At 67.3% G+C, this 23,580-nt stretch carries 11 protein-coding genes and 6 pseudogenes; 7 read left to right on the top strand and 10 right to left on the bottom strand.

The window, feature by feature from the left end:
* The 4 genes and pseudogenes from ACIBMZ_RS30385 to ACIBMZ_RS30370 all read left to right on the top strand — a co-directional run.
* Nucleotides 1–85 (top strand): annotated as a pseudogene (locus ACIBMZ_RS30385) (IS5/IS1182 family transposase); the annotation flags it as partial.
* A gap of 176 nt (nucleotides 86–261) precedes the next feature.
* Nucleotides 262–1,502: pseudogene (locus ACIBMZ_RS30380) on the top strand (IS701 family transposase).
* Between the two features lie 85 nt (nucleotides 1,503–1,587).
* On the top strand, nucleotides 1,588–3,045 hold the full coding sequence (locus ACIBMZ_RS30375; protein ID WP_396699724.1) for an IS1380 family transposase: 1,458 nt from the start codon (nucleotides 1,588–1,590) through the stop codon (nucleotides 3,043–3,045).
* A 182-nt stretch (nucleotides 3,046–3,227) separates the two neighbouring features.
* The gene (locus ACIBMZ_RS30370; protein ID WP_396699717.1) at nucleotides 3,228–3,515 is read left to right on the top strand and encodes a hypothetical protein; all 288 of its coding nucleotides are present in this window, start codon (nucleotides 3,228–3,230) and stop codon (nucleotides 3,513–3,515) included.
* A 757-nt stretch (nucleotides 3,516–4,272) separates the two neighbouring features.
* Here the strand turns inward: ACIBMZ_RS30370 and ACIBMZ_RS30365 are convergent.
* On the bottom strand, nucleotides 4,273–5,190 hold the full coding sequence (locus ACIBMZ_RS30365) for a hypothetical protein (RefSeq protein WP_396699715.1): 918 nt from the start codon (nucleotides 5,188–5,190) through the stop codon (nucleotides 4,273–4,275).
* 318 nt (nucleotides 5,191–5,508) lie between these two features.
* Complete coding sequence (locus ACIBMZ_RS30360; protein WP_396699713.1) at nucleotides 5,509–6,180, bottom strand: zinc ribbon domain-containing protein; 672 nt, start codon at nucleotides 6,178–6,180, stop codon at nucleotides 5,509–5,511.
* Nucleotides 6,181–6,206: 26 nt separating this feature from the next.
* Between ACIBMZ_RS30360 and ACIBMZ_RS30355 the strand changes: the two genes are divergently transcribed.
* Nucleotides 6,207–7,397 carry an ISAs1 family transposase gene (locus ACIBMZ_RS30355; protein WP_396699711.1) on the top strand — a complete coding sequence of 397 codons (1,191 nt, stop codon included), beginning with the start codon at nucleotides 6,207–6,209 and terminating at the stop codon, nucleotides 7,395–7,397.
* A gap of 18 nt (nucleotides 7,398–7,415) precedes the next feature.
* Here ACIBMZ_RS30355 and ACIBMZ_RS30350 read toward each other — a convergent pair.
* Both ACIBMZ_RS30350 and ACIBMZ_RS30345 read right to left on the bottom strand, forming a co-directional pair.
* Nucleotides 7,416–7,919, bottom strand: a pseudogene (locus ACIBMZ_RS30350) (recombinase family protein); the annotation flags it as partial.
* A 1,120-nt stretch (nucleotides 7,920–9,039) separates the two neighbouring features.
* The gene (locus tag ACIBMZ_RS30345; protein WP_396699709.1) at nucleotides 9,040–14,142 is read right to left on the bottom strand and encodes a hypothetical protein; all 5,103 of its coding nucleotides are present in this window, start codon (nucleotides 14,140–14,142) and stop codon (nucleotides 9,040–9,042) included.
* A gap of 194 nt (nucleotides 14,143–14,336) precedes the next feature.
* Here ACIBMZ_RS30345 and ACIBMZ_RS30340 point away from each other — a divergent pair, with 194 nt between their 5' ends.
* Together ACIBMZ_RS30340 and ACIBMZ_RS30335 are read left to right on the top strand one after the other, a co-directional pair.
* Nucleotides 14,337–15,335, top strand: coding sequence for an esterase/lipase family protein (locus ACIBMZ_RS30340; protein WP_396699707.1), 999 nt, complete (start codon nucleotides 14,337–14,339; stop codon nucleotides 15,333–15,335).
* Nucleotides 15,328–17,961, top strand: a complete 2,634-nt coding sequence (locus ACIBMZ_RS30335) for a tetratricopeptide repeat protein (protein WP_396699705.1) — start codon at nucleotides 15,328–15,330, stop codon at nucleotides 17,959–17,961. Before ACIBMZ_RS30340 ends, ACIBMZ_RS30335 begins: the two co-directional genes overlap by 8 nt.
* 62 nt (nucleotides 17,962–18,023) lie before the next feature.
* On the opposite strand, the pseudogene ACIBMZ_RS30330 reads toward ACIBMZ_RS30335, so the two are convergent.
* The 6 genes and pseudogenes from ACIBMZ_RS30330 to ACIBMZ_RS30305 all read right to left on the bottom strand — a co-directional run.
* Nucleotides 18,024–18,318 (bottom strand): annotated as a pseudogene (locus tag ACIBMZ_RS30330) (IS3 family transposase); the annotation flags it as partial.
* A gap of 4 nt (nucleotides 18,319–18,322) precedes the next feature.
* Nucleotides 18,323–18,547, bottom strand: a pseudogene (locus tag ACIBMZ_RS30325) (transposase); the annotation flags it as partial.
* A 6-nt stretch (nucleotides 18,548–18,553) separates the two neighbouring features.
* Nucleotides 18,554–19,144 (bottom strand): annotated as a pseudogene (locus ACIBMZ_RS30320) (IS3 family transposase); the annotation flags it as partial.
* A gap of 414 nt (nucleotides 19,145–19,558) precedes the next feature.
* Nucleotides 19,559–20,017 (bottom strand): endonuclease domain-containing protein, encoded by a 459-nt coding sequence (locus ACIBMZ_RS30315; protein WP_396699722.1) that lies wholly within the window; start codon nucleotides 20,015–20,017, stop codon nucleotides 19,559–19,561.
* A gap of 330 nt (nucleotides 20,018–20,347) precedes the next feature.
* Nucleotides 20,348–21,256 carry a hypothetical protein gene (locus ACIBMZ_RS30310; RefSeq protein WP_396699703.1) on the bottom strand — a complete coding sequence of 303 codons (909 nt, stop codon included), beginning with the start codon at nucleotides 21,254–21,256 and terminating at the stop codon, nucleotides 20,348–20,350.
* Nucleotides 21,257–21,907: 651 nt separating this feature from the next.
* On the bottom strand, nucleotides 21,908–23,422 hold the full coding sequence (locus ACIBMZ_RS30305) for a recombinase family protein (protein ID WP_396699720.1): 1,515 nt from the start codon (nucleotides 23,420–23,422) through the stop codon (nucleotides 21,908–21,910).
* Nucleotides 23,423–23,580 lie beyond the last annotated feature (158 nt).

Here is a 23,580-nt window from a genome sequence, read left to right as displayed (position 1 = left end):
GCGCTGCTGCCCACGACGAACAACCACGATCGTGCAGGCCATCCTCGCGCTGCACCACATCGAAGCCAACCCCCACGCAGGATGAAAATGGCTCACTGCAGCCGGGGATGTTGACCTTGGCATTGCGGGGCGTCGGGCGGGTGCGAAGACGAAGGCAGCCACCGTCGATCATGGACGGTTGTGTGGACTGACCATGACGCAGCGGTGGCTGCCGGATACAGGGTAGACGCCCAGCGATGGCGGGTGTTGTTCGAGGATCTGATACTCACGATCGGGCCACGGTTCCGCAGGCCAGAGCCCCGCCGACGGGTGCGTGACTTCGTCCGGGGCCTGCTGGCGCCGCTCCGCGTAAGAACTGCTGGACGATCGCCGAGCACGCCGGGGACACCAGCCCGGACGGGATGCAGGACCTGCTGACCCGGGTGAAGTGGGACGATGCCGCAGTCCGTGCCGACGTCCGCGCGTTCGTCGGCGAGCAACTCGGCGACACCGACGCGGTGCTGGTCATCGACGAGACCGGCGATCTGAAGAAGGGTCGGCACACCGTCGCAGTGCAGCGGCAGTACTCCGGCACGGCCGGGAAAGTTGAGAACTGCCAGCTCGCGGTGCATCTCGTCTACGCCACCGAACATGTCCACGCAATGCTCGACGTGGCTCTCTACCTGCCGAAATCGTGGTGCGACGACCCCGAGCGCCGCGCCGAGGCCGGCGTGCCCGAACAGGTCCGGTTCGCGACCAAGCCGCAACTGGCGTCCCGGATGATCGAGGCCACGGTCACCGCCGGGCTGCCCTGCCGATGGGTGGCCGGCGACGAGGCTTACGGCGGTGACCCGCGCCTGTCCACCCGGCTCCGCGCGCTGGGCCTGGGCTACGTGCTGGCCGTGGCCTGCTCGCATCAGGTGACCACCGGGCTCGGCGTCCTGCGGGCTGATCTGCTGGCCGCAGGCCTTCCCCGGTCGGCGTGGCAGCGTCTGTCCGCCGGCCGCGGCGCGAAAGGTCACCGCTACTACGACTGGTCCTTCACCGCGCTGCCGCACGCCGCCGACAGTCACGGCGGGCACCACTGGCTGCTGATCCGCCGCAACCGCACCACCGGCGACCTGGCCTTCTATCGCTGCTGGTCACCTCAGCCCGTCCCGCTGCGCACCCTGGTCACGGTGGCCGGACGGCGCTGGAAGATCGAGGAGTCGTTCCAGGCCGCGAAGACCGGCCTCGGCCTGGACCAGCACCAAAACCGCCGCTGGACGCCCTGGCACCGCTGGACCACCCTCGCGATCCTCGCCCACGCCTTCCTCGCCGCCGCCACCGCTCACCGCGACCGACCCGACCCGGCCGGACTGATCCCGCTGACCGTCAACGAGCTCCGCCACTTGTTCAACGTCCTGATCATCGAACCCACCCGCCGCCACACCGACGCCCTGCTCTGGTCGATCCGCCGACGCCGACACCAAGAACGGGCCAAGAACAGCCATTACGCCCGACAAGCCCTCACCGAACCGTGATCACGATCCCCGGCTGGAGTACTAGCCTCAGCCCTTCGTTAAGGGTTGTCCAAGGAATGGGCCGAGAACGAAGAAGTGCCTTCTGATCAGGGAAAATAGGGCTTGTCGAAGGTCCCATCGTCCCGCCACGGAAGGCACTTGCAGGGTGAAGGCTACCGCAACACGTCCGAAGATCATCGTGACCGGAGACGGGCGGGGCGTGGTCGGTCATGCCGGTGCCCGGCTGCTCGCTGATCTCGCTGATACCACCGGGTTGACCAGCGCGTTCAGTGAGGCCATGGCGGGTCTACGGCAGCGCCGCAACGGCCATGATCCGGGCCGGATCGCTGTCGATCTGGCGGTGATGATCGCCGACGGTGGTGAGGCCATCGCCGACTTGGCCGTGCTGCGTGACCAAGCGGCTCTGTTCGGGCCGGTCGCCTCCGCCCCCACGGCCTGGCGACTGTTGTCACGACTCGACGAGACGCTGTTGGCGCAACTGCGTGCGGCGCGGGCCCGAGCTCGGGAGGTCGCCTGGGCTCAGCACGCCGAGGTCCGCGGTCACCTGCCGCAACCGGCGGTCGCCGGCCGGCTGGTCGACGGCCTGGTCCTGGACATCGACGCGACCATCGTGATCTGCCACTCCGAGAAGGAGGCGGCGACCCGCACCTGGAAGAAGACCTTCGGCTACCACCCGTTGCTGTGTTTCCTGGACAACACCGGCGAAGCTCTCGCCGGGCTGCTGCGCGAGGGCAGGGCCGGTTCCAACACCACCGCCGACCACATCACCGTCCTCGACCACGCCCTCGCCCAGATCCCCGACGCCTACCGGCACGGCACGCCGATCCTGCTCCGCGCCGACGCCGCCGGGTCCAGTCACGAGTTCCTCGCCCACATCCGCAGCCTGCGGGACCAGCACCTCGATATCCGGTTCTCGGTCGGCGCCGCGATCACCGAACCCGTACGCGAGGCGATCCGGGCCGCAACTGGCTGGGCCCCCGCCGTCGACACCGACGGTGACCTACGCGAACACGCCGAAGTTTGCGAGATCACCGGCCTGTTCGACGCCGGCGGCTGGCCTGAGGGCACCCGCTTCCTGGTCCGCCGGGAACGCCCGCACCCCGGTGCCCAACTGTCGCTGTTCGACACCGTCGAGGGCTGGCGGCACCAAATCGTCGCCACCGACACCCCGCCCGGCACCGGCAGCATCCAGTTCCTGGAAGCCCGCCACCGGGCTCACGCCCGGATCGAAGACCGCATCCGCACCGGGAAAGACACCGGCTTCGGCCGGTTCCCGTCCCGGCTGTTCGCGATCAACCAGGCCTGGCTCCAACTCGCGCTGACCGGCATCGACCTGGTCGCCTGGACGCAGAATCTGCTGCTCGACGGTGACCTCGCCACCGCTGAGCCCAAGAAAGTGCGCTACCGGCTGCTACACGTCGCAGCCCGGATCACCCGCACCGCCCGCCGAACCCGTCTCGCTATCGCCAACGGCTGGCCCTGGACCGACGCGTTGACCAGCGCATTCACCGCTCTCGCCGCGTTACCCCGGCCCACCGGCTGATCCCGCAGCCAAACACCACTACCAGCCGACACGGAGGCACCCGGCCCCACGCCGGGTCCTCAGCATGCCGCCAAAGCACCAGCAACCACGCAAATCAGGCTCATTGAGAACCAGCTATGCAGCCACACTCAAATGAAAGACCGAGGCTAGTCGAGCTCCTCAGTCATCTTGATGACTGGGCGTTGGATCAACCCGATCTCGCCCGCGCCATCACCCTCCGCGCCCGCGAAACCAGCGTCCATGAACGAACACGCCCCCGAATCAAAGACGCGATGCGACTCAGCCACTGGAGCACCTCCGACGGCGTCAGCCCGGAACTCAGTGCGGCCCTCGCCCGCACCCAGACCGTGGCCGAACACACCACTGATCCCGATCTGAAAGCCGACTACGAAGAAGCCCACTCGTACCTGCAAGCTCTGATCGACAACGAGCGTCAAGCGAACGACGAGGAAGACGACAACGACTGGTAGCTCGGCCCTGGCCCACGGTGCCAAAGCCACCTGGCCCGGCTGCTTGCCACACGCCGCCCACGATAGCGGCGGGTTTGCTGGTCAGCCCTTCGGCGATCTTGCGTCAGAACAAGTACTCGACTTCAAGCCGTGGCTCCGGCCCCGGCGACTTCGTCGCTGTCCGGCCGGTCAACGCCTCTATGTGACAGTCGGCCCGCCCACCGACAATAGTGTTTCCTGCCGGGGTCCGCCTCGGCGGCCGTACTATCGATCCCCGGACCGACCCTGCCGATCGTGGTGGCGAGCACTGGGGCGTCGCCGTGCAGCCCACCGCCGGGTGTCGCGGCCCTGAACGCCTCCGGCCGATTCGCTCCGCTGGCGCCGGCAATCGACCCCAATGTTGCTGCCCGGGGCACTCCAGCACTTGTTCCCTGTGATCAGTGCGTGGCCGCCCGCCCAGCAAGGAAACAAGATCACGACTGTTCCCTTCCCCGGGGGTGCGCCAGTCCGGATCCGGTGAACAGGCGGTCCTCGTTGCTCGTTGTTCCCTGCGAATGGTGAGGCTTGACCGTCTGCCGCGTCGAGATCGACGGTTGGCAACGGTCGCCGTCGGAGCGACCAGCCGTCCGACGGCGCCCGGCTGCACGAGGATCAGTGGGGTTTACCTGAGGCGGCTGGCTGGCCGCAAGTGCCTGATAGGCGCGAGCGCCGGCCGGTAGAGGCCGCTGTCACAGCAAGGCTGTTGCTTTCGTCGTCGCGCCCGCGCGACTGCCCAATGTCACGAGACGCGAAGCTGGGCGGTAACGCTTTCGGCGAGCTTACGATGGGCACCGGTGAGACCGCGAGTTTGGGTCAGCCCAGCATATGGATCCTCGCTATTGGGCTTGACCAGATTGCCTCGACGTACCCACACATCGTTGGGCCTGATCAGGTAGTTCGTGGTCAGAATAGTTGCGCTATGTGCCAGCAAGTACTCCAAAATCCTATGCAGCTTCGCGCTGTTTCGCGAGTACCGACTGAGCGCCGACGTGCACAAGACGATACCGCCATCGGATGCCTGCTGTAGCAAATCAAGAATCCACCGATCAAATCGCGGATCGATTGCGCTAAACACAGTGGTGGTGGTCGTGCCCTCCCGAGTAAAATCTGACCCTGTCGCTACCTCGTCCTCGGAGGGAATCTGTGGCATCGGAGCCGCCGGAAGTTTCAGGGCCTGTCGGCCGCCATCCATGAAGACGTCCGTCAAGGCGTTCAGGCAGGCCCATGCTCGAGGATACTGCGCGGCCAGTCCGTCAAAAGGATTCTGGCCGGCGTAGTCGATCGGTTCGCGTTGCCGTGACGCGAGGAAGTGTGACAGCGGTCCAGTGGCGTACTCGGTCACGGCGATGATGCCCGATGTCAGCGGCCCGGCGTGGTGCGCCTGCTCAAGGAGACTGTTGCGTACCACCACGGTGACCTTCGCTCTGAGATGAAGTGGTGCGCCGAGCGGCTCATGATCGAACACCTCCTCGACAAATGGTGCAATCAGAACATCCTGTTCCCGTGTCGACAACGTCGCGAACGCCTCCGCCCGCGACAGGACGTCCTCCCCGATTTGGTGTGCGAGGTCCACATCCACCTCGCACGCATCCGTCAGTAGGGCGGGTAGTCGCTCCTTGCAGTACTTGATCATGTGGTTTGGATCGGGGGCGCTCATGCTCTCCAGCCATATGTCGTCGGGCAATCGAACGTCAAGTATGCGTTACGACCGTCGACCCCAGCCGCAACCGATGAGGGCTTCCCGAGTTGTGGAGTCTCCGTTCTTCAAGGACTTGGTGGAGCCCGTCGTGGTGGGTTTCTGTAACGGACGGGGGCATCGGTCGGACGCTTCCATACCCGAGAGGACTGAGGATGCCCGGCGAGCTGTTGGCGGCGTCACCGGTGGTGGGTAAGTTCCAGGTCGTGGACTCGCCAGCGCGGAGGCAGCACTCGCTGTCGGCGCGTCACGGGCACTGACAGCTGCTGGTTCCGAGCGCTACACCGCCACGCTGTCGGAGAGTTGCGTTGGCGGTCTGCTGCGCCTACCGTTCAACGCATGCATACCTGTTTCCAGCAGGTATGCGGGATTTTCGGACACGTTAACCCCACGGATGGTCTTTACGACCGCTGAGGGTGGCTCGGTGGGGATTTCTGCCGGTTGGCGCTGGTGCGGGATCGCGGGTGAGCGGTGTATCGCCACCCGGGTAGGGATCGCGGCGATGATCAGCGTTCCGCCGATGGCGCAGGTGACGTGAACATCGTGTTCGAGTAGCGCGGCTACGACGGCGTTGGGGTCGCCGGCCGGGATGCCGAGTCGCTGGGCAAGTTGTTTGATCGCTTTGGCTTCGTGGATGTAGACGTTGCGCGGCCGGGCCATCCCATCTGCCGTTGCAGTGCGACGGCCGTGGCGGCATCGGTAGGCGGCGTGCTTGTTGACCCAGTGGGCGTCGAGGATCCGTCCGCATTCCTGGCAGCGAATCAGTCCGGAGAGCAGGTAGCGTCCGCTTTCGTTATCGGCCGGTGTAGGCCGGGCGTTGGCCTGCAGGGGCTTTGCGTAGTCGTCTGAGAGTGCTTCTGGCCTGGGTATATGCGGTGTGATCGGACTGATTGGAGGGTGACAAAGGGCGGATGCGGCCCGTCGGTGATCATGGAGTTGCTGAGACAACATGACACCGACAAGGACCACACCCGCGCATGTCATCATCGCTGATCGACGTGATCCGTCAGCATGCCCCTGCCCCGTCCGACGCGACGCCCGCCGGTCGGGAGGCGTATGGCCTGTTGGAGGCCCTGGCGCGGGTTCCCGATCCGCGTGACCCGCGAGGGGTTCGGTACCCCCTGGCGAGCGTGCTCGCGGTCGCGGTGTGCGCGGTGATGGCCGGGGCGTCCACGTTCGCCGCGATCAGCGACTGGGTCGATGATCTCGATGCGTCGGCGTGGGGTCGGCTCGGGTTCGCCGGTCGGGTACCGGTGCTGAGCACGGTGTGGCGGCTGCTGGTCCGCGTTGACGCCGAGGCCTTGACGGCGGTCCTGGCCGACTGGCTGTGCTCCCGGCTGTCGGCGCCGCCACCGATCAGGCGGGTCATCGCTGTTGACGGCAAGGTGGTGCGGGGCGCGGTCCTGCCCGAGGGCCGGGTCCATCTGCTGTCGGCCTACGACACGTCGACCGGTGTGGTCCTGGCGCAGGTCCAGGTCGCGGCGAAGTCGAACGAGATTCCCGCGTTCGCACCGCTGCTGGAGCAGGTCAAGACTCGGCTGGGCAGCCTGGCGGGTGTGGTGATCGTCGCGGACGCGCTGCACACCCAGGTAGCCCACGCCCGAGCCGTCGCCGCCGCCGGCGGGCACCTGTACGTGTCGGTCAAGGCCAACCAGCCGACGTTGTTCACCCAGCTCAAGCAGCTGCCGTGGGCGCAGGTGCCGATCGGGGACCAACACCGCGACACCGGACACGGCCGTCGGGAGACCCGTACCGTCAAGGCGTTGACCCTCCAGACTCCCGGTGGCATCGGCTTCCCTCACGCCCAACAGGCCGTCCGGATCACCCGCACCCGCACGATCGCCGGCAGGCGCACCCGAGAGACGGTCTATCTGGTGGCGTCTCTGCCCACCACCCACGCCCGACCTGCTGACCTGCAGCAATGGGCCCGCCTGGAATGGCACATCGAGAACCGCCTGCACTGGATCCGTGACGTGACCTTCCACGAAGACGCCCACCAGGCCCGCACCGGCAACGGACCCGCCATCGCAGCTGTCCTACGTAACACCGCCATCGGATTCCACTGCGGCAACGGCGACACCAACATCGCCCGAGCAACCCGCCGCGCCAACCGCCGCCCACACGACCTCATCACCACCGTGACCAGCAGCTACCCCACTACGCAATGACCCTGCGTTGGCCTGTTGGGCGGCGACGAAGTCGTGTTCGCTGACCAGCGGCGGATGCGCGAGGTCCCGGGAGATGACCCACTGTTGCATCAGGTTCCAACGACGTACCTCCGATTGACCGAGCAGATCATCGGCGGCGTCGAGCGGGCCGCGGTCAGTGTGCTGCCGGTTCCAGACCTGCCGGCCGGTGTAGCGAGGGTTGGCCAGGATCGACGCCACCGTGCGCAGTGTCCATCCCGCGCCGCTGCGGTGCGGGTTGCGGCCGGGATCAACGCTGGACGGGCAGGGGACGTGCCGGTCGTTGAGGTCGCGGGTGATCCCGGCGACGCTGCGCCCGGTGAGGCGTTGGGTGAACATCCACTGCACGTGTGGCGCCGTGGATGGGTCGGGCTCCAGTCGGTGGGCCACGCGTCCCCACTTGGCGTGGGCCGGGTTCGGGTGCGGTCCTGCCGCCACGAGGCGGTACCCGTACGGCGGCCGGCCGCCGAGATGACGGCCTTGCTCGATCACCTGGGCACACATGGCCGCCTTCGCCCGAAACCTCGAGCGCTGGACCTCCCGCCTGGAGTGCACGCGGAGCAGGGCCAGTAGTGACAGGTGAAGCTCGTTGCCGGCGTCTACCGGGCCGTTGAGTTCGGGCAGCCACAGCTGTACGCCGTACAGCTTGAACAGCGGCGCGAGGTCGCGGAACTGGTTGCCGTAGAAGGCCCGCTCGAACTCTCCCACGACCACCGCGTCGAACCCTCGGTCGGGGTCGGCTAGGGCTGCCAGCAACCGCGCGGCTTGCGGGCGCCTTGGCCAGGGCACCTGCCGGGAAAAACCGACGTCGAAGAAGTCGGCTATGATCACGCCCCGCCCGTCGATCACCTCCTCGGCGAAGTCGCGCTGCCACCGCGCCGACGAGAGCCGATCCTGGAATTCCCGGGTCGACATCCGCCCGTAGAACGCGAACCGTATGCCCACGGGCTCTGGTGCCTGCGGGCGCGGTGTCCGCAGGCGGCCTTGCCGGTCCGCCTGCCGGAGCCACCAGCCGAGCAGGTCAGGGTCGTCCAACTCCGGCGCGTACTGCATCAGGACCCTCCCCATGTCGAGGCTTCGCTAACAGTCACAGCCGTCGATATGGATAAACAACGATGCGGCCCAACGCAGGACTCGACCAATTCCACGATTGTCGGCCTGACCTCCTGCGCTCGGAGGGGGTGCCGTTCATCGAGGGTGATGAAGCAAGGACGCGCGAGGCACCTCCGGCGCGGCACCAGCCGCTACTACGCCGTCAGGGCTCCGCATAGCCCCGTTTCAGGATGTCGACGCGCTCATTGCTGGTGAGGCCGTCGGCCCGCTGGTACCGGCATCAAGGCCGACTGCTTCCCCGAGTCCCGCACCACGGTCTCGGTCAGGTCGACATCCTTCGTGACCTGACCAACCGTCCGGCCCCGCGCCTGTACACCTCGACGATCTTGGCCTTGAAACTTCGGCATGCACGCCTACGAGGCCGGCGCGGCTTCTTACCCATGCCTACCATGATGAACATTCTCCCGAGGAGCACACAGCCCCTCTGAGCTGGGATATCCGTCAAACCGGGTCAGGCCCACCGCCTTTGCCTGGACGAACGCCAATGTGGCTGGCCGTTGGTGGGATGCGGTCAGGTCAGGCTGTTGAGGAGCTGTCCGGCCACGGCGTTGCCTCGACCGTGGAGGCGGGCGAGGATTTGCCGGCCGTTGTCCGGGGTGGGGCCGGAGCCGCGCAGCGGGTTCGGAGTGCGAGTGGAGATGGTGACCAGGAACTCGGTGACTGCGGTATCCAACCGCTTACTGGTGGGGTCGGACGAACGTTCGTGGTCGGCGAGCCAGCCGACAGCGTCGTGGACGAACGCTGCCGCGGCCGGCTCTTGAAAGAAGCGGACGGCCGCGTAGGCGAAGTCGTCGTGGCCCATGTGCTCGCCGAACCACGTCGACCACGCCGGCACGGCTGCGCGGATGGCGGCTGTCTGCTGCTCGCTGACCGGCGAGTGCCCCCACTTGCTGAGGCCGGCGACGGCGAGCGCCAGGACGCCGGTGCCGGAGTGGCCCTGCCAGGTGCTGGCGGTGGTGGCGAAGTCCAGCATGTCTGCGACCAGGGCGGGGAACGCTGCTGGCAACGGGTTCTTCGTGCATGCGGTTTTCCAGACCTGGCTGAGGTAGCTGTCCACCCACGACGGCGCGGTGGCGCCGAGGGTGAGGATCGGCTCCCAGATCGTACGGGCCGGTGCGGCGTCGGCGCTGATCGTGACGTCGGCGAGAAGCCCAAGAGCGCGACGTTCCTCGTCGTAGGGGTAGCGGGAGGAACGATTGGCGGCCTTGGTCGGGGTCAGCCCGGAGGTGAGGAACGTCGCGAGGTCGGCGGCGAACTCGACCGCCCGGGCTCGCGTGAGCGTATCCGCCGCAGCAGCAAGGGCCGTGAAGTGCGGGCGGGAGGCGACGAGGTAGCCGAGGTCGAGGGTGCGCAGTATGCGGGAGCGGTCGTCGTGGGCGTCGGGGAATCTGGTCGCGAGGGTGGTGGCGATCCAGTCCGCCAGCCGGGGCACCTCGGCGGGCAGGCTGCCGTCGGCGAAGGCGTCGAATGCGGCCTCGGCGGCCGCCTCGAGCTCCGGGAGGCCGTCGATCGGGCCGTGACCGGGCTCGTCGTCCTCTTGGTCCACGTCGGGTCCATCGGCTTCCTCCGGGTCGGTGTCGAAGTCGAGGTCTTCTTCCAAGTAGGGGTCGATTTCGTTGTGCCACATCGACAGCCGCGCGCAGTGCAGCGTCAGGTGTTCGAGCCGGCGCAGGTCGTGGGCGAGGTGGTGGTGTGTGGCGGCGAGTCGCATCACGGTGGTGACCGTGATGTGACGGGCGACGAGCAGCCGCGCGACGGCCGCGCGCACGGCGAGGTCGTCGGGGGTCTCGGCCCACAGGGCGGTGAGCGCTTCGGCGCAGAAGACGTCCCATCTATCGTCGGAGGGGCTGTCTGGGTCTGCGTGGGACACCGTGGCGGTCGGGTCGGTGAGGGGGCGCAGCAGCACGGCCCGGCACCACTCATCGCGGTCGGGGTGGTTCCGCAGCCAGTCGCGGGCGCACAGCACCAGCCACGCCGCGTATCCGCACCGCAGGTCCTCCACACCGCTGATCGAGCTCGGCGACTCAGCGTTCGGGACGAGGGCATCGAGTTGGGGCTGGACGGTGGCCCACTGCTCCTCGAGCTCGGTGTCGCTGGGGCGGACATGGTCGGTGATGTTGCGGCGCATGGTGTGGGCGAACACCATCCAGGCGTAATCTTGGTCGAGGTGGTCCGGCATCTCGCGGGCTTCTTCCTCAAGGGCCGCCGGCGGGGTGTACACGGGGTAGGTTCTTCCGTCCGTGGCGCGGACGGCGTGGTAGTTCGCGATGTCGGTCACGGCGAGCATCACCCGCCACCGGTGTGCGTCTGTCGCGGCCCAGTGCTCACGGGCGGTAGTGAGCTGCTCGGTGAGCCGGCCGGTGACGAATGCGCCCAGGTACACCAGGTCCAAGAGCGGGGTCTTGCGGTGGTCCATGGTGTGCCAGTCGCGGGCTCGCATCGCTCGGGTGGGATCCATGACGAGCGGGAGCAGCCTGAAGGAGCGCATCTGCACGCTCATCTGGTCGTGGTCGAGCAGGTCGGCGCTGGTGACCAGGGGCGCAAGCGGGCCTTCCAGCAGTGCAGGAGTGTGACGGGCGATGTCGGCGAGCAGCCCCCACGTCGCGACCGATCGGCTGCCGGTGAGCTGGACGAGGAGCGCGGTGATGTCGCGGCCGCCGTCGAGGGCCTGGTAGAGGTGGGCCTCCAGGGCCATCATCGCCGCCGCCAGGATGTCCGGCACCTGGTGGCCACCGTGGCTCCAGGCCAGGACGGTGGCGTCACCGACCAGCGCGACGGGCGCGCCGTCGATGAGCAGCTCGAACGCCGGTCGCTCCTGCGTGGGTTCCTGGCCGCCTGACACCGGGGCGTGGCGGGTGCGTCTCCAATGGGTGGTCGCTTGCTCGACGAGGGCGAGCACCACGTCGACGCCCTGCGGTTCGGCGTTGATGAGCATCGCGCGGAACGGCCCGCACTCGGGGATCGGATCGAAGGAGCGCGGGGCGCTGGGGATGCCGAGGCCGTCACGCAGCCGGTGGTGGAAGTGATGGCGGTGATGGCGGTCGGAGTCGACGGCTGCCCGCAGCACCAGGTCCCGGGCCATCTGCGCGGACGCCGGCAGCAACGGCATCACGGTGTCGACGTCCAGCAAGGCTTCGCGGAGTCCCGTCTGGCCGCGACGCTGGCGGCTCCTGACCTGGCCGCTGTGCGAGAGCTGGCTGTCAACAGGGGGCAGCAGCGTGTCGAGGAAGGTGGCGACAGCGTCGGGTTCGACCGCGCCGGCGGCGATGACGCACCGCCACAGCACCGACTCGACCGTGTCGTCGAAACAGCCTCCACCGTCGATGTGCGAGACGATGTGCCGCCCGACCGCCAGGCCGATCACAGCAGCCTGATCGCGGGCCGGCCACGTGTCGGGGGCACGCCGCAGCCACAGGTCGGCGATCGCGGCGACCTCCGGGGCGGCCGAGGCGACCGCGGTCTCATGCTCCGCCGCCAGGACGCGCAGGACCGGAAGCCACAGCGGCCACACCGGCAGCCGCGACTGCGCGGCGGCGTACACCGCCACGTCCGGCATGTCGGCGAGCACAGTGATCCAACTGGAGTCCGGCACGGTCGCGGAGAACCTGAACCTGCGCAGCAGCCGTGCCAGCAGAGCGCTGTCGGCAGCGAGGCGCGACCACAGCTCGCCCAGAAGCCGGTCGGCGTCGTGGGCGTAGAACACCGCGTCGAGGTACAAGTCCGCCACGAGCGGCTGGTCGGCGGCGTCCAGCGCAGACCGGTCGGCCTCCCACCGGTCGACACCGTGCTCGCGGAGCACGCCGGCGGCATACAGGCGGATCGCTCGGTGCCACGACGGCAGCGCCGACTTCTCCGCGATCACGCCGATGACGTCGTCACGGGAGCGCAGGTAATGCAACAGCGTCCAGTCGTCGAACAGGTCGTGGGCGAAGGAGACCCGGCCATCGACCTCGGAGAGGATCCCGTCGACGCGCAGATGGTCGACGAGCCCAACGGCGTCGACCGGGAGGTCGTCCAGGGGAGTGTGGGCCCGCAGACGGTCGGCCTGCTCGACGGCGATCCGCCGCAGCAACGTCTGACGGGTGGCGCCGTTCGGACCCGCGCCGGCCAGCCGCTGCCACCACAAGCCAGCGATCGACGGCTCGTCACGGATAGCGGCAACCGTAGCCCCGGGCATCCGCAGCACCAGGTCGAGGACCTTCGGGCGTCGCAGGACACCACGGAGCCCACCGGCGACGACCACCGCGGCCAGGTCCGGGTGCCCGCGCAACACCAGATTGACGTCGGCGTCAGACAGGTCCGCCATCACGAGTGGGGCGGCCTGCGGGCCGTTGGCCTGCACCAAGTGCTCCGACACTCGGGGGAACTCCGCTTGCTGCGAGGTGATCAACAACCGGATCCGGCCGCCGGTGGCGGCCGCGAGGCGTGCCAGTGCGGCCGTCGCGGCGAACGGCTCGTCGGTGTAGACCCGGTCAAGGCCGTCGACGACGACGCGGACCTCTCCGGGGGCAAGCATCAGGACCTCCTCCAGGCCCCCGGTCAGCCCGAGTCGCGCGCCGACGCCGACCTCGAGGTCCGCGGCCGACAGCCAAACCGCCCGGTGCGTGCCCGGGGCGGTGAGCCACCTCTTGGCCGCCACGGTCTTGCCGCACCCCGACGGCCCCGACAGCACGTTGACCGCCCCGGCGTCGGCGAGTACGGCGGTCACGTCGTCACGGACCAGGACCACGTCGTCGCCGAGCCGGTCCCGGACCCGGGCCGTCCTGTTGGTGGTGTGCACGGTGAGAAGGCTCCAGTCGGGAGCGACATCCGGGCGCAGCTGGAACGCGAACTGCCCGCCCAACCGGTCAGCCAGAAGCTGCCAGGTGACTGCCCCGCCTTTGGGCCGCAGGTCGGCGACAACCTCGAGCAGCGCCGTCCACAGGTCCACGACCCTCCCGGCCTGCTGCGGCACGAGCGCGGCGCGGCACCACCGGATCGCGTCCGCGATCGCCTGGGAAGTAGGGGTGAGGAAATCCAGACGCAGAGGCAGAAGCAATGCCAGCAGCCGGGCGGGAGAGGAGTCCACGTCGATCCCGTGCTGCTCGGCGAGCTCCATCGGGCACTTCGCCGACTCCCACAGCGAGCGCTTCGCCTCGTTGAACGCGCCAGGCACGCCGATCCGCGAGGCGATGCCAGCCTGGTCGGCGGCGGCCTCCCCGATCAGCTCCCCGAGCTCGACCCAGGTGCCCTGCGCCGCTGACCCTGACACCAGGCCGACCCGGTCTGCAGCGGGCCGGAACCTGTCGGCGAGGATGTCGCGCCAGGCGGCCTGCACGAACTCCGTGTGCAGCCTGGCCCCGGTCAGCATGTCGAAGGACTTCACCGACGCTGACCACTGCGGCCTGCGGGCCGCGTCACCGGTGACGACCACGTCGTCGAGAATGAACCCCGACGCACCGCCCTGGAACCGCACCTCCACCGGGACCGCCACCCCGACGCCCAGCGGCATCTCGCCAGCGGCCATCCCAGCGGCGAGCCACGCACCAACACGGTCTTCGAAAGTGAAGCCGCCACCGCCCGTGATGAACGCCGTCGCCACCGACCGTCCGTCCGACGCCTCGCTGCTCGACATCGCCTGAGGCTACCGGCCCACACCCCGCCCGGCCGCACTCCGCGAAAGCGGGGGAACCCAGGGGCGGGCCGCGCAGGGTGTACCGCCTTCGTCCAGCTACGATGCCTGCACACGTAGAGGGAGGCAGTTGGCCGTGGCGACCGGGACCAGTACGTCATGCCGCGACGGCCTCGTGTCCAGCATCGGGCGGTGACATGCAGCTCGGTGAGGGCACGGCGCTCCGTCGTGTCGCACCACAAGAAGGCAGTACGCCTCCACTCCTGGACGTCGTCTTCGTGCACGGTCTTGGTGGGGATGGGGATGGGACATGGCGCCCCAAGGGTGCCGAGTCGTGGCTCGGCTGGCTCGCAGAGGATCTTCCGTCCATTGCCGTCTGGTCACTCAGTTATCCCGCCGGAGCGACGAAGTGGACCGCCGAGGGCGAGGGCATGGCGATCCCAGAGCGGGCGAGCAACCTGATCCCGACGCTGCTGTACTACGGCATCGGATCCCGGCAGACGGTCTTCATCTGCCACAGCCTCGGTGGGCTCATCGTCAAGCAGATCTTGCGCCACTCCTCTGAGATGGCGGTGCCTGAATGGACAGCCGTAGCCGAGTCGACGCTCGGGGTGGCGTTCCTGGCCACGCCGCACTCTGGCTCTAACCTCGCAACGTTCGTCAAGATCCTCGCGGTGTCGCGACCGACCAGAACCGCCCTCGCGCTGACCGCACACTGCCCGCACCTGAAGGAGCTCGCCGACTGGTACCGCCAGAACGCCGGGCGGCTCGGCATCGAGACCGCAGCGTACGCCGAGAGCCGGAAGGTGAAACGGTGGTTTCGAATGGTCACTGTTGTGACCACGACCAGCGCCGATCCGGGGATTGACGGGTGTATCACGACCAGCGTCGACGCGGACCACATCGACATCTCCAAGCCAAGCAGTCGCGAGACGGATACGTACCGCGGCATCGAGACCTTTCTCCGCCGCCAGCTAGCGCGGGCTGCCGCGGCCAGCGGCGCGACACCCACCGCCACGACAGCGTTGACCGATGCCGGGCCAAGCCTTCCAGGCGCTGCGGCTCCGCCGGCCGAACTGGTTCGGCAGATCCGCGAACTGCAGGCGATGGGCGACCTGAACTTGCTCGACCCAGGAGAGGTGTCCGCACTCAAGATTGGGATCGTGAACCGCTATTACGGAGTCGGCAATGACTGACTTCTTTAAGCCAGGACGTCCGGCCGAGTTTCCCATTCGGCGACGCACATGGGATGTGTTCATCTCGCACAGCCAGGGGGACGGCGGCATTGCCCGTGACCTCGCTCAGGAACTCGAGACCCGAGGTTTCAGCACGTGGGTCGATGCCAAACTCAAGACAGGAGAACCCCTCCGTGTGATTGACGAGGCGCTGCATTCATGTGCGGTTGTCATCGTGCTGCTATCAAAGTCATCGCTATCCTCCACTTGGCTAAGCCGCGAGGTCCACGCGGCCTTAAAAGCTCTACCTTCAGACAGGGTCTTTCCTGTCGCCGTAGGTGAACTTGACGTTCGTAGCCTACCGCCGTGGCTCGCCAACCGTCGATACATGCATCTTCGTAATCGCAGCCGGACACGCAAGCTTGTAGAGCAGCTACTCCCGGCGCTGCAAACTGCGATCGGGGGGCCGCGCAACGCCCTCGGCGGCGCTCCAGTGATCGGTGATCTTCCGTTGCGGCAACCAGTTGTTGGCGTAGATTCCTATCTACGGCAATTGCTGGCCACTCGAACCGGTGTGACGTGGATCGTCGGGATGGCCGGCATGGGCAAGACATCGCTTGCTCGAGAGTATGTGCATCAGGTTCGCGACGACGTCGCCTTCATCTTGTGGTTGCGCGCTTTTGCTCACGGTGGCACCGACATCGACGAAGAGCTTCGTGTCGTTGACGAATTGCCGCCCTCTGGCGAGCAGAGGCCAGGCCTCGTCGTCGTCGATGGCTTGGACGAGCTCGGGGATGAGCCTGGTGCAATCGTGGAGCGCCTAGGCGCGACAGGTGCCCAGAACCGCGTGCTGATCACCACACGTCGCCTCACCGACACGCGATTGCTGCCGGCATATCAGCACTCGGTCCTGGCTGTCGGCCCACTCCCGCGTGCAGCAGTTGATGACTATCTCGACATGCACGTTCCCGATCTCTCGGACCACGACCGTACGCAACTCGCGGAGGCGGCGGGTGGATCGCCGCTCATGCTCCGACTCTTTACGCAAGCCCTTAAGACGACGTCGCTCGGGGACCTGCTAAACCCGCCGGGGCCGCCTGGCGCAACTTTGGCCCGGAGCATGGCGGCCTTGCTGCGTCTGCTAGCGCCCGGGCAGCGCCATCGCCTCGAGGTCTTGGCGTTTTGCTCGAGCCTGCTCACGACCATTCGGAGCAGCGAACAGTGGCGACTTCCCGGCGACGATGATCTTTTTGATCGACTGCTGCAATGGGGGGTTGTTGACGCGGGTGCCGACGAGACTATCTCGGCACATCCAATAGTCGTCGCCTTCTTGCGCCAGAGGGCGCCGCGAGCAGCCCTTGAGGATGCGATCAGCTACGTCAGTGAACGGTTGCCTGATCCTGGCGACGTGAGATCGCTCGACCTGCTGCCCAGCATCGTAGAGCTGACCGAGGTAGCAGAACTCGACTGGAGTCCGGCGGTGTCTGCTGGTCTCGCCGAGCTGCTTATCTGGCAGGCGTCGACTTGGCGAAGCGCCGGTGATTACGAACGAGCGGAGCTGCTTTGTCCACGCGCGATCGAGCTCGCTGTGGAGTCGGAGAAGCCTCTCCTGCGAGTCCGTGCGCTGAACTTGCAGTCGGCGCTCGCGTTCGACCGAGGGCGTGTCGCCGAGGCGAGTGAGATCGAGCGACGAACGGTTGAGTTGGCTTCGAGTACGTTCGGGCCTGAGCATCCGCTCACCACCGCCTCGTTGGCGAATCTTGCGGTCAGTCTTCGTGCCCTTGGTGACTTGCCAGAAGCGATCACGCTACTCCGCCGCGTTGTTGAGCAGAACGAGAGGTCGTTGCCATCTGAGCACGGAGACGTGATCGCAAGCCAAATCAACCTGGCAATCTGTCTTCGCGAGGCGGGTCTAACTAGCGAGGCGTTGGACCTCCTAAGCACCGCGCCGATGCAGCTGGATGACCCCCCTCAGACAGGCCCCCGGCGTGCTCGCGTCCTTGCCGCGACCCTCATCGATGCAGGCCGGGCCGAGGAAGCCCTCACAGTCCTTCGGGCTGCCTTGGCGCGCGTCGAGGACGCCCTGCCGCCGGATTCGATCGAAGTCCTCCTTACGCGGGCTAACCTAGCCATGGTGTGTGCACGGCTGGGGCGCTTTGATGAGGCGCTCACGCTTCAAACCGATGCGATGGATAGATTCGAGCTGGCGTTCGGGCCCAGCCACCCATCCACAATCACCGCCCGCAGTAATCGGGCAGTCCTGCTTGCCCAGCTCGGGATGACGGAGGAGTCGCTGCAGATCTTCTTGGAGGTGGTCAACAGCCGTAAGCAGATCCTCGGACCTGACCACCCCGATGCGCTGCACTCCCAGCTGCTCGCTGCACGAGCGCTTCGTGATGCCGGCAGGGACGAACGGGCCTTCGACATGTACGCGGAGCTTGTCGGACGAGTCATACGGACGCTTGGCCCGGAGCATGCGATGAGCCTGACGGTCCGAGAGGAGTTGGCGCAGCAACTCGGACGCTTGGGAAACGCACGAGGTGCTCAGCTCGCGTACCGCGAGCTGCTGGCTGACCTTGACCGGGTGCTACCTCTAGACCACCCGATGGTACAGCGGGTCCGTGCGAGCGCCGCGGGTCTCGCTTAAGCGGCAGCCGTCAACCCCTCACAACCGACCGGGTCTGCTGCACCGGCAGGTGACAGGTGTAGTCACGCGGCCTGACTGGCCGGTGGGTGCATGATGGTCTCGAATTCAACGGGGGTCAACCGGGACAGCGACTGCTGGCGTCGGCGGCGGTGGTAGGTCCGTTCGATCCAAGGTCACGATCGCGATCCGTAGTTGGTCGCGGGTGGTCCATGATCGTCGGTTCAGGACGTTGTTCTGCAGTAGGCCGAAGAAGGATTCCATGGCGGCGATGTCGCCGGCGGCGCCGACGCGGCCCATCGATCCGGCCATGTGGTGGCGGTTGAGGGCTCGGACGAACTTCCTGGACCGGAATTGGGCGGGTTCAATCGGTCGTTGCATCACCGGGCTGTTGTAGTGAGCGTAGCTGCTCGGCGAAGACCTCGGCCGGGGTCTTCCAGCCAAGGCTCTTGCGGGGCCGGTTGTTGACCGCGAGGGCGACGGCTTCGAGGTCCTTGCGGGTCCACCTCGACAGGTCGGTGCCCTTCGGAAAGTACTGACGCAGCAGCCCGTTCGTGTTCTCGTTCGTCGGCCGCTGCCAGGGCGAGTGATGAATCAGTCCCGCTTCGACGGTCCGCCCGTCGCGGTCGCGGCGCCACAGGCCCATGTTGAGGGCGTCGAGAACCAGGGGTGTGCGCTTGTTCGTCGCCGCGGACCAGCCCACGATCGCCCGGGAGTACACGTCGACGACGAACGCGACGTAGACGACGCCGGCAAGAGTGGCCACGTGCGTGAAGTCGCCCACCCAGCAGCGGTTCGGCGCTGCGGCGGTGAAGTCCCGCGCGACCAGGTCGCCGGCGCGTTCGTGACCGGGGTCGGCGACCGTGGTACGGATCTTCTTCCCGCGCACGACCCCGCGCAAGCCCGCGTCGCGCATCAGCCGCTCGACGGTGCACCGGGCCACCTCGACGCCGTCGCGGCGCATCTGCCGCCATACCTTGCGGGCGCCGTAGACGCCGTGGTTGTCCGCGTGCACGCGGTGGATCTGCTCGTGCAGCCGCGCGTCGTCAACGGCCCGCGCCGACGGCGGCATCGCCTTGGCCTTGTAGTACGTGGAGGCCGCGATCTTCGTCCCGTGCCCGGTCAGGGCACGGCAGATCGGCTCGACTCCGCCGAAGCGGGCCTTGTGCTCGTCGATGAACCTCACGAGCGTGTGTGTGGCCGGTCGAGCATTAACGCGAAGAAAGCCGACGCGGCTTTCAAGATCTCATTCGCCCGGCGTAGCTCGGCGTTCTCCCGCTTCAGTTGGCGAAGCTCCGCCGACTCATCGCTGGTGACCCCGGCCCGGCCTCGACCTCGGCCTGGCGCACCCACTTGCGCAGCGTCTCGGCCGACCCGATCCCCAGCTTTGCCGCGATCGACCCGATCGCCTCCCACTCGGTCCCGTAATCGCCAGGCCGAGAGCCCACAGGTCAGGCTCGAAGGCGTACGGATGGCGGTTGCGGTGTGACGGTGACTGCGCGCACCCGGCCCGGTACATACGACGCAATCGACACCATAGCATGGCACCGGCGATTCACCACGATGCGGCGCCGCGCGCCCACAGCCGCCGAATCCTCTGCTACTTACGGCAGAGCGGGCATCTACATGGCTGGTCCCACTTGGCGGTGCGCTTCCGGTGGTGGTCGGCCAACGTGTACCGCCGAAACGGCGCCGTCGGGTCACATCCGACCCGCGTCAGGTACGACCGTGCTGCCGCCTCCCACTGGCCGCCGTCGTCCCAGCCATGAAGCCGCCCCCATAGCTCGAACTCGCCTAGCCAGCCGTTGCACCCGGAGCATAGAAGCCCGCGCACGCACATTCCACACGTCCGCTGCTTGTTGACGGCGGCACAGCAGATGTGGTCATGGTCGATCACCAGCGGCTTATCGTGGGTGCCATGCCCACAGATGGCGCAGATCCCGTCTTGAGCGGCCCGAAGCGCCCGGTACCGGTCGGGGGTGAGCCGGTACCGGGCCAAGGTCCGGGTGGAGGGGAGCCGGATGGCGCACACGGTGCCCCAGCCCTCCTGCGCCCTCATCAGGCTGACGCATGTCGCGTCGGGGAAATTGGTGGTCACGGGTTCCTGTCTACTTGGCGGAGGTAGATCAGACGGCGATGATCGAGCGGATCCATGCGGCCAACTACGGCGTCTAACGGCGAACGCAAGATCTGGCACGAGTTGCGCCGACGCGGTGCGCGAGTGGCCCGGTGCACCGAGTGGCTGACTCGACGTTAAGTACCTTCCCGCTCAGCCCTCTGACGACGGATCGGGTTTATCGGGTCCACCGCTGCCGTAGCTGCTGGGCCACGCCGTCGTCGAGCAGCAGAAGAGTGTCAGATCCAGGAGTAGAGCACCGACGGCTGGTCTTCATTCCGCGAGGTGTTCGATGAGGATCCGGCGCACGCCAGCGTCGAGCAGCGCTTGGGCGCGGTGCTGGCCGTTGTTGTAGCCCTCGCGGCGCGGCCAAGGCGCAGCCGGGCGAATCGTGTCGACCATGAGCGAGAACAGAGCCTCGCGTTCCCACTCGGTGAGGCCCTGTGAATCTGGGTGGTCGAGCACGTACGACGGCGTGTCCTCGAAGCTGACACCGGCGGCCTTAGCCTGCGCGGCAAGGCGTATGGCGAGTTTGGACACGATGTGCCAGTCGCCGCCGTGGTACCAGCAGCAGTCACGCCCGCCTCGCCGTGGCACGAGTTGGCGGCCGAGGCGGCGCCACCACGGCACTCCGGCTGTCATGCAGCCGTCCTTACGGAACGGCGCCGGGCGCGGCAGCACCATCACCCATCGGGCCACATACGTAGACTCCGGGTCTGGCTCGATCTCGGACGGGGTGAAGCCGCTCCCGCGTTTCAGGTCGACAGGTCGGCCGACGAGTGCGTCCACAGAGGCCGGGGATATCCGCCGCCACTGAGGTGCGCGCAGGGTGTGCTTGGCCGGGTCTGCGGTGAACGTCACCACGGTCAGGTCCCGCTGGTCGTCAATAATCATGTGGGCGATCCAGATCGGCGGCTCCGGGTCGTCGGGGAAGTACTGCTGCCACACCGTCGCGGCGTACGTCTCAGCAGCGTTGGTCAGCGAAGCGCCTTCACCGGCGCTAGGTTTCTGCGTGGCGATCGCGACCGCGCGCAGTCCGGGGGCGGTGAACAGCTGCAGGCGGAACGTTCCCCGCCTGCTTGCCTGCGGCGGCAGCCGGTACATGTGCTCATCGATGATCCGTTCTCGGGGGCCGGCGAGATCAGCCAGCAGCGCAGGCAGAGGCGGCACGGGCTCGTTCATGCCGCACGATATCCGGCGTAACAGGCCCACGGCGAGCAGTTCGCGGGTCGCCGATCTGGCGCGACAGCCGCCGCTGGCGTCAGCACCCCACCCACGACCTTCGCGACATCTTCAAGGTCGACCTCCAGGCCGCCGCGACCGCCCTGGCCGGCCTTACCGGCAAACCCATCCACTGGCCACGTCCGCGCCGATGGAGGTTGCCCTCGGCCAGGTATCGACCAGACCGTCGTTCAAGCACATAGATGACGACCAGACCTAGGCCGTGGTCGTGTCCTTGATCTGGAGTACGACTGGCCCTGCCAATGTCGGAGCGATCCAAGCTTGCGCTCCGGCCCTCCTGCATCGCGTGGATCCACGCTGCGGCCTCACCGTCGCGGACTACCGCGCCATCGCGCAATGGGTGAACCAGGAAAGTTCTGCAGCGTAGCCCCTACAGGGTGACCAAATGGACACCGCGCACTGCGGTGGGTACGCACCATGCAGAGCTAGAACAGGAGCGAAGAGGAGATGAGCCCACAAATTGCTAGGCGCCGGCACGGCGGCGCCCCCAGGAGCTGCTTCACCCTGAAGGTGTCGAGACCCGGAACGCCGCCGTGATTAGCCGCTAGATCAACTGGATCGACGTCGCCAGCGTCGGACCCGTCGGACACGCTATTTCCACACGAAGCGTGGTGATTCTTCGTGTTTTGCGTGGTCCCCGTCCCGTTGGGCGGGGATCTTTGCTGTGGCGGCGAGGACGCTTCCCGCAGGGTTGAGCGTGTTGACAGCGGTCTCGGCTTCGATGGTCCAGATGTGGTGGTCACACACGATGATGAGGTTGTGGGTGCGCAGGTGGGCGGTGACCTTCTCCGGGTCGGGGCTGCGCAGCGCGGGATGGTGACGGTGTAGTCCGCGGTCGTGACGGATGCGGTCCAGCAGGTGGTCTTCCCGGATGTAGAGGATCTTCGGCTGCGGTGAGGTCTTGGTGCGGGTGCTCGTGTGGCCGTGCCGGCAGCGGTAGCCGGGACGTCCGTGGACCCAGTGGGAGTCCATGATGCGGCCGCAGACGCCGCAGCATACGAGGCCGGCCAGGAGGTAGTGGCGAGGAGCGCCATCGGTCGGCGTCGGCGCGGTGTGGATCGCCTGGGCCGCGACGAACTGCTCCTCGGTGATCAGTGGCGGGTGGGCGATCTGGCGGGAGATGACCCACTGCGGGGCGGCGTTCCAGCGCTGGATCTCGCGGTGCCGTGCGATGGTCCCATCGGGCGTGAGGTCGTCGTGGTCGTCGTGGTCATTGCGCTGCCGGTTCCAGACTTGCCGGCCGGTGTAGCGGGGATTGGCCAGGATCGCCGCGACCGTGGTCAGCATCCAGCGTTGGCCGCTGCGGTGCGGGTTACGCGCCGGGTCCGCGCCGGACGGGCACGGTATGCCGGTGTCGTTGAGGGCGCGGGCGATGCTGGCCACGCTGCGGCCGGTAAGCCGTTGGGCGAAGATCCACCGCACGTGGGGCGCGGTAGCCGGGTCGGGTTCCAGGCGGTGCAGACGGCGTCCCCAGGCGGCGTGAGCGCGGTTCGGATGAGGACCGGCGTCAACCAGCCGATAGCCGTAAGGCGGACGGCCGCCGAGATGTCGACCCTGCAGCTCGGCTTGGGCGCGCATGGCCGCAGTCGTGCGATGCCGCGCCCGGGACACCTCCCGCTGGGAGTGCACGCCCAGCAGGTCCAGCAGCGCCAACTGTCGGGGGTTGTCGAAGTCCACCGGCCCAAAGGTCTCCGGAAGCCACAGTTGCACACCATGCCTGAGCAAGGTGGGGGCCAACTGTTCGAGTTGCTGGCCGTGGAAGGCACGTTCGTACTCGCCCACGACGATCGCGTCGAACCCGCGCGCCGGTTCTGCCACCGCGGCGAGCAGCCGTGCCGCCTGAGGCCGATCCGGCCAGGCCACCCGACGAGAGATACCCTCGTCGAAGAACTCGACCACGATCCGACCATGACCAGCAACAAGGTCTTCGGCGTAGTCGCGCTGCCACCGACACGACGACGCCCGATCCTGAAAGTCGACCGTGGACATCCGGCCGTAGAACGCGAACCGCAGCCCATCCTTAGCGGTGGTGAACCGTCGTGGCCGTAGCTTCCGCTGCCCGGTAGCCCATGATGAGAGAGTGCCCACTTCCGGGGTTGTCGTCATCCTCGTCGCCATGGGACCTCCAAGATCGGCGCGTCTACCCCCGTCCTGGTTTCCACGTCCAGAGAGCCTTTTTCAACCTGATCCTGCAGGTCAGGGATGGTGTGTGTAGCCCGGGTGTCGATGGGGGCGAGGCTCCAGGTAAGACAGCAAATCGACCA

Source organism: Micromonospora sp. NPDC049900, assembly GCF_044461025.1.
In the GTDB taxonomy this organism is placed as follows: Bacteria; Actinomycetota; Actinomycetes; order Mycobacteriales; family Micromonosporaceae; genus Micromonospora.
Note: the sequence above shows the minus strand (reverse complement) of the source record. Positions and strands in the feature narration are given on the sequence as shown.

What these genes read in the sequence shown, in the direction of transcription:
- ACIBMZ_RS30365 (WP_396699715.1), bottom strand. Translation starts at nt 5,190, where the DNA reads ATGAGCGCCCCCGATCCAAACCACATGATCAAGTACTGCAAGGAGCGA.
- ACIBMZ_RS30345 (WP_396699709.1), bottom strand. Translation starts at nt 14,142, where the DNA reads ATGTCGAGCAGCGAGGCGTCGGACGGACGGTCGGTGGCGACGGCGTTC.
- ACIBMZ_RS30340 (WP_396699707.1), top strand. Translation starts at nt 14,337, where the DNA reads ATGCAGCTCGGTGAGGGCACGGCGCTCCGTCGTGTCGCACCACAAGAA.
- ACIBMZ_RS30360 (WP_396699713.1), bottom strand. Translation starts at nt 6,180, where the DNA reads ATGTTGTCTCAGCAACTCCATGATCACCGACGGGCCGCATCCGCCCTT.
- ACIBMZ_RS30305 (WP_396699720.1), bottom strand. Translation starts at nt 23,422, where the DNA reads ATGACGACAACCCCGGAAGTGGGCACTCTCTCATCATGGGCTACCGGG.
- ACIBMZ_RS30315 (WP_396699722.1), bottom strand. Translation starts at nt 20,017, where the DNA reads ATGAGGGCGCAGGAGGGCTGGGGCACCGTGTGCGCCATCCGGCTCCCC.
- ACIBMZ_RS30335 (WP_396699705.1), top strand. Translation starts at nt 15,328, where the DNA reads ATGACTGACTTCTTTAAGCCAGGACGTCCGGCCGAGTTTCCCATTCGG.
- ACIBMZ_RS30310 (WP_396699703.1), bottom strand. Translation starts at nt 21,256, where the DNA reads ATGAACGAGCCCGTGCCGCCTCTGCCTGCGCTGCTGGCTGATCTCGCC.
- ACIBMZ_RS30355 (WP_396699711.1), top strand. Translation starts at nt 6,207, where the DNA reads ATGTCATCATCGCTGATCGACGTGATCCGTCAGCATGCCCCTGCCCCG.